The sequence below is a fragment of the Vitiosangium sp. GDMCC 1.1324 genome (assembly GCF_003044305.1).
GTDB lineage: Bacteria > Myxococcota > Myxococcia > Myxococcales > Myxococcaceae > Archangium.
The window spans coordinates 926,562-945,702 of the sequence record NZ_PZOX01000001.1; the positions used below are offsets into that span (position 1 = coordinate 926,562).

Consider the following 19,141-nt stretch of genomic DNA (forward strand, 5'->3'; position numbering starts at 1 on the left):
GACTTTTTCTTCGGACGGGGAAGGGCATGGCAGGCGCCGACGGCCACGACGGACCGGTGGAGCTCGATGGAAGCGAGGGCGAGGGAGGAGGGCAGATCCTCCGCTCGGCGCTGTCGCTGTCGCTCATCACCGGACGGCCCTTCCACATGACGCGCGTGCGGGCCAACCGCCAGCCGCCGGGGTTGAGGCCCCAGCACCTCGCCTGTGTCCGGGGCGCCGAGGCCCTCAGTGGAGGGCGGAGCGAGGGCGCCGCGGTGGGAGCCTCGGAGCTGCGCTTCGAGCCGGGGCCGGTGCGTCCGGGCAACTACCTGCTGGAGGTGGGTACCGCGGGCAGCACGCCGCTGCTCTTCCAGTGCCTCTTCTACCCGCTGGCGCTGGCGGGGGGCGGCTCGCTCACGCTGCGCGGGGGGACGCACCTGCCCCACAGCCCCAGCTACCACTACCTCGCGGGGGTGTGGCTGCCGGTGGCGCGGGCCTACGGGCTGAACGCCTCGCTGCGCCTGGTGCACGCGGGCTTCTATCCGGAGGGGGCGGGGGAGTTCCTCGCCGAGGTGGAGCCGGTGCGCGAGCCTCCCCGGCGGGTGGAATTGCCGGCGCGCGGGACGCTGCGGGAGATCTCCGTGGGCTCGTTCGTGGGCGGGCTGCCGTTCACCATCGCGGAGCGGCAGTCGAAGGCGGCGGTGGCGGCGCTGCGCGAGCGGGGCATCTACAGCCACGCGGAGAACCGGCCGCTGCCGACGACGCGCTCGGTGGGCACGGTGACGTTCATCCTGGCGCAGTTCGAGAACACCCTCGCTGGCTTCACGGCGCTGGGGGAGCGGGGGCGTCCGGCGGAGGAGGTGGGGCGCGAGGCGGCCGAGGCGCTGGCGCGCTTCATGGAGCGCGGGGGAGCGCTGGACGAGCACCTCGGAGACCAGATCCTCCTGCCCGCGGCGCTGCTGGCGGCGGGGAAGTTGGGCCCGGCCTCACCGGGGACGACGCGCTACACGACGGAGCGGGTGACGGAGCATCTCACCACGCACGCCCGCCTCATCGAGCGCTTCCTGCCGGTGCGGGTGACGGTGGAGCCGGGGGGCGCCGTCGAGGTCGCCCCCGCGTGATCAGAGCCGCTCCAGGGAGTCCCGGGTGCGCTCCGTCCGCACGTTGCCCGTGTTGAGGGTGGAGGCCGGCTCGAAGAGCAGCACGTGCACCTCCTCCTCGGCCACGGGCCGGTGCTCCACCCCGCGCGGCACCACGATGAACTCTCCTTCCCGGATGTCGATGTCCCCATCCCGGAGCTCCATCCGGAAGCTGCCTCGCACCACGAGGAACAGCTCATCCTCGTGGTCATGGTGGTGCCAATCGAAGGGCCCCTTGAGCTTCACCAGCTTCACCTGCTGGCCGTTCAACTCCCCGACGACTCGCGGGTTCCAGTGATCGGAAAAGAGGGAGAGCTTCTCGGCGAGATTGACCTTCTGGAGCGGCATGGTGGGACTCCTCCGGACGACTCATATACCCAGGCCGGAGGGAGATTACCGCTCCTTGCCGCGTCCCGCGGGGTGAACGAGGCCTCGGCCTACTGTTGCGCGGGAGGCGTGGCCACGAGCATGGCGTACGTGCTTTCGTTGCCGTTCGTGTTGTGCCAGGCGGCCGTGAAGTCCGCCCAGGAGTAGACCTCCTCCCGATTCTGGAAGGGATTGTACACACGCACCATCCACTGCCCGTTGGCCTGCTGCTCCACCGCGCGGACGTTGATGAAGTGCGCGATGAGACCATCCTCGCGCAGCATGCCGTCCGCCTTCGAGCTGATGCCGACCAGTGCGATGAGCTCCTTGCCCTCGGCGAGCAGTTGCGCGATCTCCTGCGGGCGTGGCGCATCGGGGCTGGTGTCCCAGCTGGAGTCCCACCCGGCGGCCTTGAACATCGCCGCGAGCGGCGCGGAGTTCATGGGCTCATTCACCTTGAGCACTCCCGCGTAGTTCGTCTTGTCCGCCAGCAGCCGGAGCGCCTCGGCGGGTTCCTTGCCCAGCGCCGCCGCCACCGAGAGCGGCCCACAGAGGTTGTTGTGGACGCTGACGTAGCCCTTGTCCTTGCCCAGCATCTCCCGGAGGTTGAGGTACTGGACGGCGTTGCCATGGGCCGAGTACGTGCTCCAGTCCCCCACCGTGCCGAGCCCGAAGGAAGAGTCGACCCCCAGGAGTGGGTTCTGGACGGGCTGGCCCCCCGCGGGGATGGGGCCGCTGAGGAGCGCCACCTGCTCATCGATGGCGGCGCGCTGCCGTTGGGCGAGGATGTTGTGTTGAGCCTCGGGCGGGATGTGGAGCCACGCTGACTCCGGGATGTCCGAGGGGCGCTGGGTGCCTGGCGTGGCGAGCTCGGGGTGGGTTTCGAGCACGGCCTGCTCCAGCACGGCTCGCCTGGCGCTCGCGTTCACCGCGGCCCGGTCCTCGGGTGGCAGGTGGTTCCAGAGCTCCTGGGGCACGGAGTCGGGGCGCATCGACGGGTTGTTCACCCACTCCGGGAAGCGTGGAGGGGGCGGGGTGGGGACGTCATGGGTGAGCGACTCCGCCACATAGCCCGTGGTGCCATCCGGCATCCGGACCTGGATCCACGTGTAGTTGCCTTGGGTCTTCTTATTCAGGGCGTCGTCCTGCTCGGCGGAGAGGGTATCCAGCACCTGAACCTCGTTCACGCCGGAGGCCTTCGTGAGGACGTTTCCCTGGATATCGCGCACGTTGACGCCCGAATTGATGCTGACCCACCGCTGAGGAGGAGGGTCCGCCACGCGCTGGTTGGCCACGTTGCCCAGGCCGAGCGCCGACAGGATGGCGTCGCGGCGGGGCCCCGGAGGCTGCGAGAGCACCTGGCGGAGGACCCCCGCGTCGAGCGCCGGGCCCTGGGTGTAGCGCGGGTTCAACGAGAGGTACTCCTCGAGAGACCCATAGCGCTTCCAGGACAGGTTCGGGTCGACGACGGACCCATCCGGGTGCAGGACGAGCGCATGTCCGACACCGTCGCGCTTGTCGCGCAGGAGCATGACGCTGTCACCCGGCTGGGTGAGGGACAGCGCCCGCTCGAGGCAGTTGGCGTTTCCATCTCCGAGCACCTCGGTGCGCAGCGTGGTGGCGGTGCTCGGGGTGGCGCCTGTCACCCGCAGTGCTTTCTCTCTCAGTGCGTTGCTCTGGGCAGTGGCGAACCCAGAACCGGCTGTTGCCGGGTTCGCTGGAAGCGTGGGTTCCCTCGGAGCGGGCTTGGGCGTGGAGCGCGGCGCGGTCCATACCGGACGCAAGGAATTGCCTTCGATTCGGCTCGACATGACGAAAATACTCCCCCTTTTTTGACGCACTCTCAGTGTGACTCATCCCCCTTCATGCTGTCCAATCGCGAGCACCCCGTCCCCTGTGGCGGGCCAGACCTCTCCATGAGACAGTGCTCTCTTGATGAGCTCTGCCCTCGATGTGGTCCTGGAAGCCGGAGACATTGTCGACACGCGTGCGGACGTGGTGCTTCTCAAGCACGCGCAGAAGTTCTACGGCGCGGATTCGGCGGTGGCCCGGCGGCTCGAAGAGGCGGGTATCCCTCCCGCACAGCTCTCGGTGCCGATCGGCGAATACCTCTTCGTGGAGACGCGGGGCAGTATCGGCGCGCCCGTGGCCCTCTTCCTCGGGACCGTGAAGCTGGGGAACTTCGGCTACCACGAGATCCGTCAGTTCGCCGCCCGGGCGTTCCAGGCGCTCGAGTCCCGCCCGGACGTCCGCCACATCGCCTGCACGGTGCATGGTCCGAACTACGGGCTGGACGAGGACGAGGCGGTGCTCGCGCTCGTGGGAGGTCTCGTCGAGTCCTTCATGCGTGGTGCCGGGCCGAGCGGCCTGGAGCGCATCACCGTGGTGGAGCTGAACCAGCGGCGCGTGGAACGGCTGCGCAGGGCCCTGGAGCGGGGGCTCGGCAAGAGCCCCGGGGTGGAGCCCCTGCCGAGCGGCTGGGGCTTCCGCGTCAAGCGCATGGCCCAGGTCGTCCAGGCTCCCTCACTGGCCACGGCCGGTGTGCAGTCCCTGGACAAGCCCCACGCCTTCGTCGCGATGCCCTTCGCTCCCGAGATGGAGGATGTCTACCACTATGGCATCCAGGGGCCCGTGAGGGCCGCGGGGCTCCTGTGCGAGCGCGTGGATCAGGCCATGTTCGAGGGGGCGATCATCCAGCGCATCAAGGAGCGCATCGACACCGCGAAGGTCGTCATCGCGGACCTCTCCATGTCCAACCCGAACGTGTACCTGGAGGTCGGCTACGCGTGGGGCCGGGGGCGGCCGGCGATTCTGCTCGTGCGAGATGTCAACGAGCTCAAGTTCGACGTGGCGGGTCACCGCTGCCTCGTCTATCGCAGCATCCGCGAGCTGGAGGTGATGCTCTCGCGCGAGTTGCAGCGACTCGGCTGAGCCGCGGTCCAGGTCCCCCTATGGCTTCTCCGGGTCCGGAGCCTTGGGGCGGAAGAGCGGGCAGCTGAGCACCGGCTGGGGCGGATACTTCCGAGGCAGCAGCGGGCAGAGGATGAACGTGGACGTCTTCGTCCTCACGTACTTGGGCGGCGCGGCGCAGCGGTGGCAGAGGCTCGTCGGGAAGGGCAGCGGAGACGGCGGGGTCTCGTCCATGGTCACACGGGGACGTCGTCGGGTGGGAGGAGCGATCAAGGCATCGCTCCCCCTGGTGGGGTCAAGGGGGTCGCTGCCGGGGCGCCGGAGGCTCTTGGTTCCATGCCCTTTCTCATGCATGAAGCGACCTCGCGCCCATCATCGCCGCGCAGTACCCGGGCAAGCTGAGCGAGGCCCTCGAGGGTGAGGCGGAGTTCCATCGCAGCGCGGAGGAGTACCGACGCTCCCTGGAGCCCAAGGAGAGCGTGAAGTCGACCTATCCCGAGTGACGCCGAGCCCCGCGCCGTCCCACCTCAGCGCTTGCAGCCCGGATGGGCCACCACGTGGAGGCGCTCGTACTCGTCCCGGGTGAGCTCCCCCGCGAAGTGCGTCATGGCGATTTCCCCCCACGTCCCCACCCAGTCGTATGGCATCACCCGCGGGTCGTAGTGCACGCCGGGCGGCGGAGGCGGGGGCGACATCATCAGGTAGCCGTCCCCGAGCCGATGCGGTGGGAGCGCCCGTGCCAGCACCCGCCGCTCGAGCTCCTCGAAGGAGATGTCGCCGCGCCGGTACAGCGTCGCATCGGCCAGCGCCGAGGAGTAGTCCGCGCTGCCCGGGGGAATCCGGGCGTCCCGCGACGAGTCCCGAGGCGCAGCCGGCATGTGGGCCGGCCTGGGCGGTGGGGGAAGCGAGTCATCGGTCGGCTTCGTCGACATGCGGGCTCCTCCAGGAGAAAGGCACCCGATTGTCCCTCAAGCGCCCGCGTTCCTCCAGCCTGCGCGCCCTCGAACTCAGGGCAGGCTCATGTTGAGACAGGCGGGCTGCCCCCCATTGAAGAAGTAGGCGTTCGCCCGCTGCAGGGCGTGCCCGTTGTCCGTGGAAGGGTTCGTCTGGGCCTGCTCGCCCGCGCCGAAGATCATGCCGATGCCATGGGCGGCGGCCACCTCCTGGGGGTGGTCGAAGAAATAGTCCAGACGGTTGTCCTTCCAGTGCTGGTCGTAGCCGGGCATCGACATGTTGCCCACGGGGATCTGCCACCACATGTTGGGCAGCCCCATCCGCTCCGAGAGTGCCTTGGCGAACCGGAAGGCCTGGCGGAAGTGGGGCAGCGTGGTGTTGGTCGGGTCCCACCAGCTGTTACGCCCCAAGCGCACCTGGTAGTACTGGGCGTCCCGGTCGCTCGTCTCCACCACCACGAAGTCCGCCGAGCCCCCGCCACACTCGCGGAGGAAGTCGGCCACCTTGACGGCCTCGGCCTCCACGTTGAGGGAGGGATCCTGATTCATCATGGCGTCGATCTTCGTGGCCCACGCCGAGGCATGCAGGCTCACCTTGGCGTTGGGCGCGTACTTGCGAGCCATGGCGATCATGCAGCGGCCCATGCCGGCGATGGAGTTCTCGAAGCCCGAGCAGTCCGTGGGATTGGCCGAGGCCACCGCCGCCGGAATCATGTGAGGGTTTGTGTTCACATGCTGGGCATAGGCCCAGAAATCGGGCTCGATGTGGAGCAGGACAGTGGAAGTGCCCACCTGCTGCAGCACGAAACGCCAGTCATTGTAGTAGCGCTGCATCATGGCGGCGTCCTGCGCCTTGGCGACCTCCTGGGCCCCCTCCGCCACGCGGCTGGTGTGGAGGATCTCGTAATAGGTGAGCATCGGGAGCTGCCCCAGATTGCGGGTCTGTGTGAGGAAGTCGCGCAGGAACTGCCCCGGGGCAACCTGGTCCCACTGCCAGCAACCCCACCAACCGCAGCCACTGGGATTCGAGCTGGAGCACGATTGCCCGGCGGTGGAGCAGCTCATGCACGAGGAGCAGACCTGCTGGCTGTCGAACAGGCCGCCCGCGAGGTAGATGTAACGGATGTCGAACGGCGCCAGCCCGACCACATCGTCGTTCGTCTTCGCCCCGACGAGCACATGGTCCTTCCCGAGCGAGTCGAGCAGCGGCTGGCCGAGGCAGCCCGTGGGCGGAGGCGTCCCGGCGTCGGAGCCGGAGCCCGCGTCGGGCGTCCCCGCGTCGGGCGTCCCCGCGTCGTAACCCGCGTCTGGCGTTCCGGCGTCGTAACCCGTCCCGGCGTCAGGGCTCGTGCCACCATCGGAGCCGGTGCCCCCGTCCGTGCCGCCATCGGGCGGTGGGCACTTTCTGCACTGCCCGCCGCCTCTCGGAGCCGCCTCGGCCGCAATCGGTGAGCCACCGAGCGTGTAGAAAAACATCAGACCGGGGACCAACAGCAACAGCCAACGTGCGCTGGAGGACATGCGGCACCTCGTGGATTTCGTGCTCGAGTCTTTGACGTAAAACCAGACTGACGAGCCACGAGAACGGCCACGGGCAATCCGTCTCTTGCCTCCATTTTTCTGTCTGTGATTCCGATGCGGATAGAAGTTTGCGAAGGCATTCTGGGTGCTCCGGTATGGGTGAAGATTTTCACTGGAATCTTCGCCGGAGCGTCACAGGGGACGCGTACCCAGCGTCTGGCCCGGAGCCCGGACAAGACTGGCCATTCGTGGACATTCCAAGCTCGTGCGTCAGCGGGCGTCCGGCGCTCGCGGCACGAGCCCCTGCTCGCGCAGGAACGCGACGGTCCGCGCGACGCCCTCGGCCAACGGCGTGGGCCGGAAACCCAGCTCGCGCTCCGCCTTGCTCGCGTCCACGCGGACGTCCCACAGCAGGAACGAGAGCTGACCGGGCGCGATGAGCGGCGTGAAGCCGAACGTTCTCGCGAGCGGTGCGGACAGCCCGGCGAGCAGCTTCATCAGCGGGGCGGGCGCCGTGGGGGGCACCTTCCCTCCACCGGCGGCCCGGAGGATCTCCGCGGCCAGCTCCCGGTTGCTCACATGGGTGTCGGAAACGAGGAAGCGCTCGCCCGAGGCGCCTCGCTCGGCCGCGGCGAGGTGCACGTCCGTCACGCCGTCCACGTACACCACGGGCACGCCCCCGGGCGGCAGCGCGGGCACCTTGCCGTTGAGGACCTGGAGGAAGAAGGTATTGAGGCTCACGTGCACGGGACTCGGTCCGTACACGGCCGAGGGGTTCACGTACACCACGTCGAGCCCCTGCTGGCGGATGGCCTCCGCCTCCCGTTCCGCGGCCTGCTTCGAGCGCTCATAGGCGGTGGGCTTGGGGTGGGGATCGATGTTCGTCTCGACCAGCGTGCCTCCGCGCGGTGCGGCGAAGACATCCATCGTCGAGGTGTACACCACGCGCTTCACCCCCGCGGCGAGCGCGGCCCGAAGCACGTTCACCGTGCCCTGGCGGTTCACCCGGTCGAAGATGGTCGCGTCCGGCTGCCACTGCTCGGGCATGCCCGCGGCGTGGAAGAGCCAGTCGGTGCCGCGCACCGCGGAGGGCAGGGACTCGGGCTCCGTGACGTCTCCGCGTACGAGCTCCACTTCTGCGGGCAGGATGCGCCTGGCCCGCTCGGGATCGCGCACCAGCGCGCGCACCCGGTTTCCCCGTGCCACCAGCCTGTGGGCGATGGCGTTCCCGATGAGGCCCGTGGCCCCCGTCACCAACACGTTCATGTCACTCCCCCGTCTTGTAGGGCCGCCTTCTACTTCTCGTCCGGTGAACCCGCTCGGATGTTCTTGTCCGTACCCCTCAGCGTTCGATGTGAACGCCTCAACGTTCGATGATCGCACCCCTCAGCGTTCGATGTGAACGCCTCAACGTTCGATGATCGCACCCCTCAGCGTTTGAGGCCCGCACCCCTCAGCGTTTGAGGCCCGCACCCCTCAGCGTTTGAGGCCTGCACCCTCAACGTTCGATGTGAACGCCTCAGCGTTCGATGACCGCACCCCTCAACGTTCGATGTCCACATCCCTCAGCGTTTGAGGTCCGCACCCCTCAGCGGTCGATGTGAACCCCTCAACGATTGAGGCCCGCCCCCCTCAACGTTCGATGTGAACCCGTCATGCCTGTCCTTCGCGACGCGTTCATGCCGAGGCAACCGAACATGCCATGCCTACATTTGCGGCATTTGTGAGTGATGTGACAGCTAAAGCCAAACACATTGTATTTGATTTTAAAGTGTTTTTGCTTTGCCGTTGGGCGTGTATGGCTGTTTGTGTTTGTTTTGTGAAAGGCAAACGCAATCAAATGCAATCAAGACAAGTATTGCGTGGGGTGTCTGTGTTTGTGGTGGCTGTATTTTTTGTTTGTCTTTTATTGGTCTTGAATCCAAATCAATCCAATGGATGGGATGCGCCACGGATTGCCTCGTCGATGAGCCACGCGGGCACTGATAGCGTTTCAGCCACACGCCGCAGCTCCAGGAACCGCTCGTCGCTCACGTTCCCGTCCGGAGCCGTTACCAGGGTGAGGTGCTGCACCAGCCGGGCCCGCTGGGAGAGGGGGGCCTCCACGAGCTCCCTCTGTGCGAGCACCTGCCGCACCAGGTCGGCACGATCGGACTTCTCCTCCAGGCGCGAGGGCGCGAGCTCCAAGAGGTCGCGCTCCAGCACGGAGTCGGCCTCTTCGTCCGAGAGTCCCTCGTCGCTCGCGTAGCGGCCCGCGATCCTGCGGAAGGTGCTTGTCTTGGAGAACGCCACGAGGGCTCGCAACCGCGGCGGACTGAATGCGTGGGTGCTGAAATAGCTGAGCGTGTCGTTGTCGTCGCGGGGTCTCTCGCGAGCCGATGGGTCGGAGAGGATCGCGTCGACCTGCCGCGTGTGGACCTGCAGCTCGGACTTCACGGACGCGGAAGACAGGCCGCTCGTCAGCTTGAACAGGGCGCTCGCGGCGGCCTCGAGGTCCCTGGCGCACAGCAGTCCCGCTCGGTCCGCGCTCACCTCCGCGGCCCGGCTCCAGAGGTAATGCTCGAGGACCGTGGCGTGAGGAGCGGGCCCCTCGGATGGCTGCCCGAGGTGCTCCAGGAAGTGCCCCAGGGCGACATGGCCGAGCTCGTGCCCGAGGATGAAGCGCAACTCGGCCTCGGAGAACGCCTCGATGAGCCTCGAGGAAAGGACGATGGCGGGCGTCTCCGGCGGGCCATGCACCGCCGCGGCCCGAATCCCCGGCTCCGGATGGACGAACACCTCCACGGGCCCCTCGTGGCCGAGAACCGCCTGACAGGTGGCGAGCGCATCCACCACCGCCGGGGCTGTCGAGCGCGTCAGCCGGAACGCATCCGACAACAACCGCCTCCGCCTCGTGACGGCGCCGGGTCCACCCGGCAGCTCGTCCGTGCGCCTCGGTCCTCGCTGAATGCCCTTGTCGGCGCGCAACCCGTCGCGCAGACGCCGCTCGGTCGTGGACTGGAAGAAGCTCGGATTCTCGTGCGCCATGCCTGAGGTACTCCTCCTCCCGGCAGCGTATCCCATCCCGGGTCCTCCGCTGTGCCCTATCCCTTTCACGGGGGCGGGCGGCATAGGATGCCGGGCACATGGCCCCCTCCGATGCCTCGCCCGGGACCCTCGACTTCTCCACTCCGCTTCTCTGCCAGCAGCTCTGGAACGGCGACTACCAGGTGTTCCCCGTGGCCGCGCCGGCCCTGACGAGCCACGCGTCCAGCCTCGAGGCGTGTCTGTCGGAGCAGCGCCTGTTCCTCGAGGAGCACCTGTCCCGGGTGGAGCCCGAGGAGCTCGCCCGCTTCTCCCTTCCCGCGCAGGTGCGGCTCGAGATGCTGGAGATCCTGGCGCCGCGCGCCGATCTGCCCAAGCGCCTCATCAAGCCCACCACCGTCGAGCTGGCCTCGGTCGTCATACCGCTCGCGGAGGAGACCTGGGTCTTCGTCCCCGCGCTGGATCACACGGTCTACGTGGGCGCGAAGCAGGACGTCCGGGAGACGGTCCGCGCGGATGTGGAGCGGTTGCTCGCCGCGCGCGAGCCGACCGCCCAGGAGTACCTGCGGTTGCTGCCTCCCAGGACGGTGACGCTCGAGGCCATCTCGCTCACGCTGCGCCGCCTGGACGCGGGCGACAAGGCCCGGCAGGCGAAGAAGAAGCTGGAGGAGAAGCTCAAGCGCGACCGGGCGCACGAGGTGCTCCTCTCCGTCTCCACGCCCCTGCATGATCGCGACGAGGCCCGGCATGGGCCGCCGCTCGTCGGCCGGGACACCGAGCTCGCGCTGCTATCGGGTCTGATGGGGGGTGAGAAGCGGCAGGGCGTGCTGCTCGTCGGGCCGGAGCTGGTGGGCAAGACGGAGCTGCTCCACGCGTGGCTCCGGGCCGAGCGCAAGGCCGGCCGCCAGCGCAGGGTGTACGCGACGAGCGGCTCGCGGCTGATCGCCGGCATGTCTGGCTTCGGCCAGTGGCAGGAACGCGTGCTGCGCGTGATGCGCGCCGCGCAGGACCTCGATGCCGTCCTCTATTTCGAGAACCTCGGAGAGCTGCTCGCGCAGCACTCCACGGAGTCCGTCGACATCCCCGGCGCGATGAAGCCCTTCCTGGAGGAGGGCCATGTGCGGTTCCTCGGCGAGCTCACGCCCGATGCGCTCGACCTGATGGAGAACCGGCATCCGGGGCTCTTCGCGGTGCTCGCGCGGGTGCGCCTGGAGCCCCTGGGGACGCGGCACACCCGCGAGGCGCTCCGCACCCGGGCGGCCTGGCAGCGGCAGGCGGAGTCCTCCCGGTCCTCGTTGGCCGATGACGCGGTGGAGCCGCTCGTGGACCTGGCCGAGCGCTACCTGCCGAGCCGCGCGCTGCCGGGCAAGGCCGTGCGCCTGTACGAGGAGATGCGCGCGGGCCTTCAGCAGGAGCGTACGGGGGATGGCCGGGTGCCGGTGCTCTCCCGGGAGCGGGTGTATTCGCTCTTCAGTCTCAAGACCGGGGTCCCCGAGTTCCTGCTGCGCGAGGATCGCGCGCTGCTCGCCGGAGAGGTGGAGGCTCAATTCCGCCGCCAGCTCGTCGGCCAGGAGCTCGCGGTGCGCCGCGTCGTGGAGACGCTGTGCATGGTCAAGGCCGGGCTTCAGCCCCAGGGAAAGCCCCTGGCCACCTTCCTCTTCGTGGGCCCCACAGGGGTCGGGAAGACGGAGCTCGCGCGGCTGTTGGCCACGTTCCTCTTCGGCTCGCCGGAGCGGATGTTCCGCTTCGACATGAGCGAGTTCATGGATGCCTATGCCGCCGAGCGGCTCATCCGGGGCGACAGCCAGGGCGAGGGGTTGCTCACGCGGCGCGTGCGCCAGCAGCCCTTCTGCGTGCTGCTGCTCGATGAGATCGAGAAGGCCCACCCGGCCGTCTTCGATCTGCTCCTGCAGGTGTGTGGGGAAGGGCGGCTCACCGACGCTCGGGGGCAGACCGCCTGGTTCCACAACGCCATCATCATCATGACGAGCAACCTCGGGGTGGCGCACCGTCGCGCTCCGCTGGGCATCGGCGCCACCGCGGTGGACGACACCTCCTACTACCTGCGCGAGGTGCACCGGCACTTCCGGCCCGAGTTCGTCAACCGCATCGATCAGCTCATTCCCTTCCATCCGCTCACGCCCGCGCAGGCGGCGGAGGTGGCCCGGCTCGGCGTGGACAGGCTGGGGCAGCGGCGCGGGCTGTTCCAGCGCGGCATCTCGCTCCACGTTCCACCCGACATCATCACCGCGCTCGCCGCGTCGGGGTACCAGGAGGCCTATGGCGCCCGCGCCATGCGGAGGCACCTGGATCAACAGCTCGTCGTTCCCCTGGCCCGCGCGCTCTCCTCGGCCGGCGCCGAGGCCCAGGGGGGACGCGTGGTGATCGCCCAGCACCCGGGCGGGATCGCGGTGGAGCTGTCCAGGGGAAGCCCGAAGTCGGAGCGGAACCAGCTCCGCCAGGTGTACGAACTGCGGAAGGCGCGGCGGGAGCTCGACGGGATCTTTCAGATGGATGCGGTGGAGCACCTCGAGGAGCAGATCCGCTTCCTGGTGGCCCAGCTCGCCCAGGGCGACCCACGGAACACACGAGGGTCCGAGGCCGCCTCGATGGGAAAGCTGCATCACGACCACAGCCGGCTCGAGGAGCTCGCGTCCCAGGCCCGGAAGCTGCGCTCGGCGCTGTTGGCCGCCGAGGAGCTGGCGCTGATGGCGCTGTTCGAGCAGCAGGACGTCACCCCTTTCGTGGACGAGGGTCACGCGCAGAGCCAGGCAATCCGCCGGTTGATGCCCTCGGTGTTGTTCGCGCTGCAGCCCCGGCGGGATGCGATCACGTTCATCCTCCAGGAGGCGGGAGAGACACGGGCCATGGAGCGCTGGCTCCTGCCGTTGCTCGCGGACGCGCCCCGGCGCGGCTGGTCGGCCGGAGGCCGTGTGTCGGTCACCAGCAAGAGCAGCGACCGCACGCGCAAGTGGGACCATACGGTCCTCGACTCCGAGAAGCTGCGCAAGGCGCTCGTCGACCCCGGGCGCACCTTCCGGGACGTGCTGCTGTCGGTCACCGGGCCCTACGCCGGGGCCTTCCTGGCGCTCGAGGCCGGACTTCATCGCTTCCCGAACACGGAGAAGGACGAGCCCGTCCTGTTCACCCTCACGCCCGTGACGATGTCCGCCCACCTGTCTGAAAAAGAGCTCGAGCTGCCCGCCATCGCTCCAAAAACCCAGCCGCACCTCAAGGAGATCCGGTTGATGCCGGCCGGGCGTGAGCACCTTCCCGATGGGAAGCTCGCGTTGTGCGATGGCGCGTGCGAGATGTGGCTCGACGGCCGCGGCTACTTCCAGGAGCTGGAGTTGATCCTTCTCGAGCACATCCTCCACCTCGAGAGGGGCAGCGCTTTCGAGCCGGAGACTGGCTTCTCCTTCGTGCTCGACGTGGTCAGGGGGTCGAACCGATGAACCTCTCCATCGCCGTCTACCAGCGCCGGGATGCTTCCGGTGGCTACCAGTGGACCACGCTCGCGCTCGGCCCGCATACCCGCGCTCGCGAGGGCCGGAGCACGGTGAAGCTCCAGCAGAAGCTCGTGGAGGACCTCCGGAGCATCATCGGAGAGTTGCCGATCCGGGAGCTGTCGTACTTCCAGCTTCCCCGCGGCATCCGCTTGGAGCGGGTGCAGCTCGAGCTCGACTTCAAGCGTGTGCGCGCGGGTACCGAGACACCGCGGTTCTCGGGTCTCTTCCCGCTGATCCTCGAGCCGCGCTGGCGCACGCGCGACGAGCTCATGACCATTGCCTACCACCCCGAGCGCCAGGACGAGTGGTTTCCGGTCGATACGGGTGAGAGCCTCGAGGAGCAGGCGAAGGTCTTCTTCACCCGCGCCTGGGCTGGGCTGGAGTTCTACGAGCTCGAGGCCCTGCGCTCCAACCGCAAGGACAGCCTCAAGGCGCTCGCGTTCGTGGCCAGTCCGAAGTCATTGCTCGACACGCTCGGCGGGAAGAAGGGCCCCTGGGACGACCTGGAGCTGGAGGATCGGCCCGGCAAGGAGAAGAAGAAGAAGTCGGGCGGCGGCACCCGGGTGCTGAACAACCTGGGGACGAACCTGACCCTCCAGGCGGCGGAGGGCTCGCTCGAGACCGGCATGCCGCGCAGCCCCTACCGCGAGCAGTTGCAACTCCTGCTCGGAGGGGAACGGCGCACGCCGGTGCTGCTCGTCGGTCCTCCCGGCTGCGGCAAGCGGACCCTGCTCAAGCGCTTCGTCGCGGAGCAGCTGGAGGCCGAGGGTTTCCAGACGCACCGCAACCTGGACAAGGTGACCGAGGTCTGGACGGTCGCCGGCAAGCGGATCATCGCCGGCATGAAGTACGTTGGCGACTGGGAGCAGCGCTGCCTCAAACTGCTCGAGGACGCGAAGGGTGGGCGGCGCATCCTCTTCGTCGAGGACCTGCACGCCTTCGGCCGCATCGGCCGCTCGCGAGACAGCGACACCCACCTGGCGCTCTTCTTCCAGGGGGCGCTTGCTCGCGGGGAGATCACCCTGGTGGGCGCGGTGACTTCGGAGCAGCTCCAGCGGCTCGAATCCGATGCGCCCTCCTTCGCCGCGCTCTTCACCCAGCTCCACGTGCGGCCCACCAGCACCGACGAGACGCTCCGCATGCTGCTGCACGAGTCGCGCGAGCTGGAGGCCAAACACCAGGTCTTCTGGGAGGTGACGCTCTTCCCGGCGCTGCTCGAACAGGCGGGCTCGCTCTTCACCGGGGCCGCGCTGCCGGGCAAGGCGATCGATCTGCTGCGCTCGCTGGCCACCGAGGTGGGGCACCCGGGCAAGAGCATCGAGCTCGAGGATCTCTTCGCGTACCTCTCGCGCAGGACGGGACTGCCGGACTTCCTGATCGGTCCCCAGGAGAAGCTGGAGCCGGAGGAGGTCCATGAGGCGCTGTCTCGCAAGGTGATGGGGCAGCCGGAGGCGGTGCGGGTGGCGTGCGATCTCGTCGCGCGCATCCACTCCGGACTCACGGATCCCCGGAGGCCCTACGGCGTCTACCTGTTCACCGGCCCCACGGGCACGGGGAAGACGGAGCTCGCGCGGGCCCTGGCCGGCTACCTGTATGGCGATGCCTCGCGCATGGTGCGGCTCGACATGGCCGAGTTCCAGACGCCCGATGCCGTCGCGCGGCTCACCGGTGACGCCTGGCAGCCCGAGGGCCGTCTGACCCGCTTGATCCGCGAGCAACCGTTCTCGCTCGTGCTGTTCGACGAGATCGAGAAGGCGCACCCCTCGCTGCTCAACCTGCTCCTGCAGACGTTCGACGAGGGCCGGCTGACGGATGCCTCGGGCGAGACGGCGGACTTCACGCACACCGTCATCGTGATGACGAGCAACCTCGGTGCCCGGCGCAAGCCCGCGGTGGGAATCGGGGAGCCGGATGCGCGCTCCCTGGAGCTGGACGCCGACCGGGCCGTGCGCGAGTTCTTCCCCCCCGAGCTCTTCAACCGCATCGATCGCATCGTGCACTTCTCTCCGCTCTCGCGGGCCGTGGGGGAGAAGGTCGTCGAGAAGGAGCTCGCGCGGCTGCTGTCTCGTCACGGGTTGACGTCGCGCAACATCTTCGTGTCCGCCGATGACGCGGTGAAGCGGCGCATCGTCGAGGAGTCCTTCGATCCACACCTGGGCGCGCGGCCCCTCAAGCGCTACCTGGAGGAGAAGGTCGGACAGGTCCTCTCCGAGGCCATCATCCGGGGGCCCCAGTCCCTGATGCGGCTGTTCCAGCTCTACATCCGCGATGGCCGTTTCGAGGTCCAGGCCGATGCGCTGGTTCCCCGGGAGCCCGTGGCCGAGGGCTTCGCGCTGGAGCCGCTCCTGGCGCTTCCCGTCGCCCGGCTGCGCGAGAAGATGCTCGAGGCGCGCGAGGTGGTGCAGGGAATGCGGGAGAGCGCCGCCCTCGGTGCGCTGTCCGAGCAGGTCCGCTTCCACCTTGAGCGCCTGCACGCGGGCGATCACGAACATGCCGAGTCGCTGTACACGCTCGATGCGATGCGGATGTACCTGGAGGAGTTCGCGAACCAGCTCGAGCTGCTCGCCCGCGCCCCCGAGGAGGATGCGCGCGAGATGATCGAGGTCGAGCGCTTCGGCACCCTGGACCTGCCCCAGGAGGACACGCGCGTCCGGCTCTTCGATCGGCGAGCGCTCGCGCCGGTGAAGGTCGTCTCCCGCGAGCAGATGCTCGACGCGCTGTCCGAGGTCTACTTCCTCCAGCGCATCCTCCGGGAACTCTCCAGCCCCGACCAGCATGTCATCACGCTGGAGTTGCTCCCGCTCGGGCAGTGGCGTCAGGGTGCGCCCTCCGGTTCCCTGCTCACCCGGTGGCTCTGCTCGGCCTATGCCCACTCGCGAGGCGCCATCGAGTCCTTCGCGGTGCATCTGCCCGGCGGAGCCGTCGTGAGGGGCGGCGTCCGGCAGCTCCGGGAGTTCCTGGGCTCGTCGATGACGGAGCCGGTGCACGCCGCGATCAAACTGGTGGGCCCCGGCGTGCGGCCCTTCTTCGAGGGGGAGGCGGGACTGCACGTCTGGCAGTCCTCGGGGCGTCTCCCGGAGATCGTGAAGGTCCGCGTCCACGAGGCAAGCGCACCCGAGCCCGCGGAGTTGCTCGCGATGCATGGGGCGAAGCTCCAGGCCTTCCACAAGGCGCGCCAGGAAGGTGTGAGTCCACTCCCGGAGGATCCCGAGTCGGGCGCTCCCGTCGTTCGCGCCTATCGCTTCGATCCCCCAGCCCGGCCAGGCACGGTCTCGGTGCTGGAGCTCGATGACTACCTGCTCACCCACAGCGGCAGCCATCGGGTGAGAGCTCCGGAGGACGCCCTGCCGGCCCTGTGGCGGTTGCGGATGAGTCAGAATCCGTCGAACGGTCGTTCGATTCCCGGGGGACGTCATGAGTGACAAGAGCCTTCGCGTCTACTTCACGACCCATCACGATGGGCGGCTCACCGGCCAGATCCTGCCGGTCTGGGAGAGCCTCTTCGATGCCCCTCCGCCTTCCGCCTACGGCACCAGCGAGGCCGAGGTCTATGCGCTGCTCGAGATACAGGTGCGGCAGATGCTGCTCGAGGACATCTCGGCGCTCGATCGGTTCCTGTGGGAGGAGACGCTGGAGGCCCGGACGATCTCCGTGGAGATCCACCCACAGACGGTGCACAAGAAGCGGCCGGTGATCGCCAAGGCGCTGGTCCCGCTGAAGCTGACATACGTGTACGGGAAGATGGAGAGCGGGGCCTGGCGCGTGAGGGTGCCGCGCTTCGGCTGGTCCTTCGTGGTCGAGGAACTCTCCATTGCTCGCGAGGTGTTGCAGAACGCGCTCACCACCGCGCTGCTCGGAGAGAAGCCCAAGGGCCTCTACGACTTCCGCCACGAGGGCAAGGAGTACGTGTGCAGTTGGGATCCGGGCGGGCTGCAGCGGGATTCGCGGCGCGGCGCGCGTGAGGAGCGTCCGCCGGAAGTGCTCGAGCAGATCGGCGAGGAGCTGACCTCGCGCGCCCTGGGCGGAAGGCAACCGGCGCTGGTGTACGACGGCGAGTTGATGCGGGAATGGCTCACCCATGCGCAGCGTCAGCCGCCCCAGTCCCTGTTGCTCGTCGGAGGCCCGGGCGCTGGCAAGACGAGCAGGGTGCTGATGCTCGCGCGGTTGATCGCGGAGATGCGGCGCGAGGACAAGGAGGCGCGTCTGCCGAAGATCTGGCGCACCAGCGCCGAGCGCATCGTCGCCGGCATGGTGTACCTGGGCATGTGGCAGGAGCGCTGCCTGAAGATCGTCGACGCGCTCTCGTACGAGAATGACTACCTCTACGTGGACCGGATCACGTCGATCCTCGCGCCCCAGCCGGATGGATCGTCGATCGGAGATCTGCTCCTTCCCGCCGCGATGAGCGGGGAGATCTCCCTCATCGCCGAGTGCACCGAAGCCGAGCTCGAGCGCTGCCAGCGGCGCTTCCCGGAGGCGCTGCGGCCCTTCCGCATCGTCCGCATCGAGCCTCCACCGGCCTCTCAGGTCCCGGAGTGGATGCAGCGCTACCAGGCGGCAAAGCGCAGCCGCGTGAACATCCACCCCCTGGGGCTGCGGCAACTCGTCGGGCACCTCGAGACCTTCCAGCGGGACAGCCTGTTTCCGGGCAAGGCCTTCCGCTTCCTCGACTGGCTCGAGCAGCAGGGCGAGCGCGGCAAGGTCCGCACGATCTATCCGCGCGATGTCTCCGAGTCCTACGCCCGCTATACGGGCCTGCCGCTCCAGCTCATCAGTGATGAGATCCCGGCCGAGCAGACCACGCTCGCGGCGCAATTGAGACAGGGCGTGATCGGCCAGGAGCGGGCCTGTGAGCTGGCAGCGGGAGTGCTCGCGCGCTTCAAGGCGGGGCTCAATGATCCGGAGAAGCCAGTGGGCACGCTGCTCTTCGCAGGGCCCACGGGCGTGGGAAAGACCGAGCTGTCCAAGCAGCTCGCGCGCACGCTCTTTGGCAATGAGGATCGGATGATCCGGCTCGATATGTCCGAGTACATGATGCCCGGCTCGGCCCAGCGGCTCATGGAGGTGGGGCCCGGAATCACCAGCCTCGCCGAGCGGGTGCGCCAGCAACCGATGTCGCTCGTGCTCTTCGATGAAATCGAGAAGGCACATCCGGACGTGTTTGATCTGCTGCTCGGCATCCTGGGGGAGGGGAGACTCACCGACAGCCTCGGGCGGCTGGTGGACTTCCGGATGACGGTGGTCTGCATGACGAGCAACCTCGGCGTCGAGCAGTCGGAGCCCGCGGGCTTCGGGGCCGAGCGGGGCGCCGAGGACTTCCTCCGGGCGATCCGTCAGGCGTTCCGGCCGGAGCTGTTCAACCGCATCGACCACGTCATCCCGTTCCGCCGTCTGTCGGAGGCGGACGTGCTGCGCATCGTGGACCTGGAGTTGGAGAAGGCGGCCTCCCGAGCGGGACTGCTGCGGCGCAGGCTGCGGCTGGTGGTGGAGCCGGACGCCCGGGCCTGGCTGGCCCGGCACGGGTACGATCCGAAGCTGGGCGCCCGGCCGTTGAAGCGGCTCATCGAGGCGAAGGTGATGGCGCCCATCGCCGTGAGGCTCTCGGCGGAGGCCGGACTGGAGGGAGCGATGCTCCCGGTGGTCGTGGCCGGCAGCGACGCCGAACGGATGTTGGGAGCGGAGTACCGCGCGCTCGCGACGGTGCTCGAGGCCTGAGTGCGATCCGCAGCGCCTTGACGTC

12 protein-coding genes are annotated in these 19,141 nt (G+C 68.4%); 5 read left to right on the plus strand and 7 right to left on the minus strand.

Annotation, left to right across the window (positions count from 1 at the left end; translation table 11 throughout):
* Positions 1–26: 26 nt before the first annotated feature.
* A complete protein-coding gene (gene rtcA, locus DAT35_RS03605) occupies positions 27–1,100 on the plus strand; it encodes an RNA 3'-terminal phosphate cyclase (RefSeq protein ID WP_108065438.1) in 1,074 nt (357 codons plus the stop codon).
* Here the strand turns inward: rtcA and DAT35_RS03610 are convergent, their stop codons facing one another.
* Both DAT35_RS03610 and DAT35_RS57980 read right to left on the minus strand, forming a co-directional pair.
* Positions 1,101–1,466: a cupin domain-containing protein gene (locus tag DAT35_RS03610; RefSeq protein WP_108065439.1), complete on the minus strand. Its 366-nt coding sequence runs from the start codon at positions 1,464–1,466 to the stop codon at positions 1,101–1,103.
* A gap of 89 nt (positions 1,467–1,555) precedes the next feature.
* Entirely contained in the window at positions 1,556–3,130 is a 1,575-nt protein-coding gene (locus DAT35_RS57980) for a hypothetical protein (protein ID WP_146209557.1), read from the minus strand.
* A 289-nt stretch (positions 3,131–3,419) separates the two neighbouring features.
* Between DAT35_RS57980 and DAT35_RS03620 the strand changes: the two genes are divergently transcribed.
* The gene (locus DAT35_RS03620; protein ID WP_108065441.1) at positions 3,420–4,415 is read left to right on the plus strand and encodes a hypothetical protein; all 996 of its coding nucleotides are present in this window, start codon (positions 3,420–3,422) and stop codon (positions 4,413–4,415) included.
* An 18-nt stretch (positions 4,416–4,433) separates the two neighbouring features.
* On the opposite strand, the gene DAT35_RS03625 is transcribed toward DAT35_RS03620, so the two are convergent.
* From DAT35_RS03625 to DAT35_RS03645, 5 genes are all read right to left on the minus strand, one after another.
* Positions 4,434–4,628, minus strand: coding sequence for a hypothetical protein (locus DAT35_RS03625; protein ID WP_108065640.1), 195 nt, complete (start codon positions 4,626–4,628; stop codon positions 4,434–4,436).
* Positions 4,629–4,921: 293 nt separating this feature from the next.
* On the minus strand, positions 4,922–5,326 hold the full coding sequence (locus DAT35_RS03630; protein WP_108065442.1) for a hypothetical protein: 405 nt from the start codon (positions 5,324–5,326) through the stop codon (positions 4,922–4,924).
* Positions 5,327–5,401: 75 nt separating this feature from the next.
* A complete protein-coding gene (locus DAT35_RS03635) occupies positions 5,402–6,868 on the minus strand; it encodes a hypothetical protein (protein WP_199242810.1) in 1,467 nt (488 codons plus the stop codon).
* Between the two features lie 270 nt (positions 6,869–7,138).
* On the minus strand, positions 7,139–8,134 hold the full coding sequence (locus DAT35_RS03640; protein ID WP_108065443.1) for an SDR family NAD(P)-dependent oxidoreductase: 996 nt from the start codon (positions 8,132–8,134) through the stop codon (positions 7,139–7,141).
* 660 nt (positions 8,135–8,794) lie between these two features.
* The gene (locus DAT35_RS03645; protein ID WP_158501534.1) at positions 8,795–9,895 is read right to left on the minus strand and encodes a M48 family metallopeptidase; all 1,101 of its coding nucleotides are present in this window, start codon (positions 9,893–9,895) and stop codon (positions 8,795–8,797) included.
* A 98-nt stretch (positions 9,896–9,993) separates the two neighbouring features.
* On the opposite strand from DAT35_RS03645, the gene DAT35_RS03650 reads away from it, so the two are divergent.
* From DAT35_RS03650 to DAT35_RS03660, 3 genes are read left to right on the plus strand one after another with little or no spacing between them, the layout of a single operon-like run.
* The gene (locus tag DAT35_RS03650) at positions 9,994–13,347 is read left to right on the plus strand and encodes an AAA family ATPase (protein WP_108065445.1); all 3,354 of its coding nucleotides are present in this window, start codon (positions 9,994–9,996) and stop codon (positions 13,345–13,347) included.
* A complete protein-coding gene (locus DAT35_RS03655) occupies positions 13,344–16,823 on the plus strand; it encodes an AAA family ATPase (RefSeq protein ID WP_108065446.1) in 3,480 nt (1,159 codons plus the stop codon). The genes DAT35_RS03650 and DAT35_RS03655 overlap by 4 nt, the downstream gene beginning before the upstream one ends.
* Positions 16,816–19,116: an AAA family ATPase gene (locus DAT35_RS03660; RefSeq protein ID WP_233261277.1), complete on the plus strand. Its 2,301-nt coding sequence runs from the start codon at positions 16,816–16,818 to the stop codon at positions 19,114–19,116. The genes DAT35_RS03655 and DAT35_RS03660 overlap by 8 nt, the downstream gene beginning before the upstream one ends.
* The last annotated feature ends 25 nt before the right edge of the window (positions 19,117–19,141 follow it).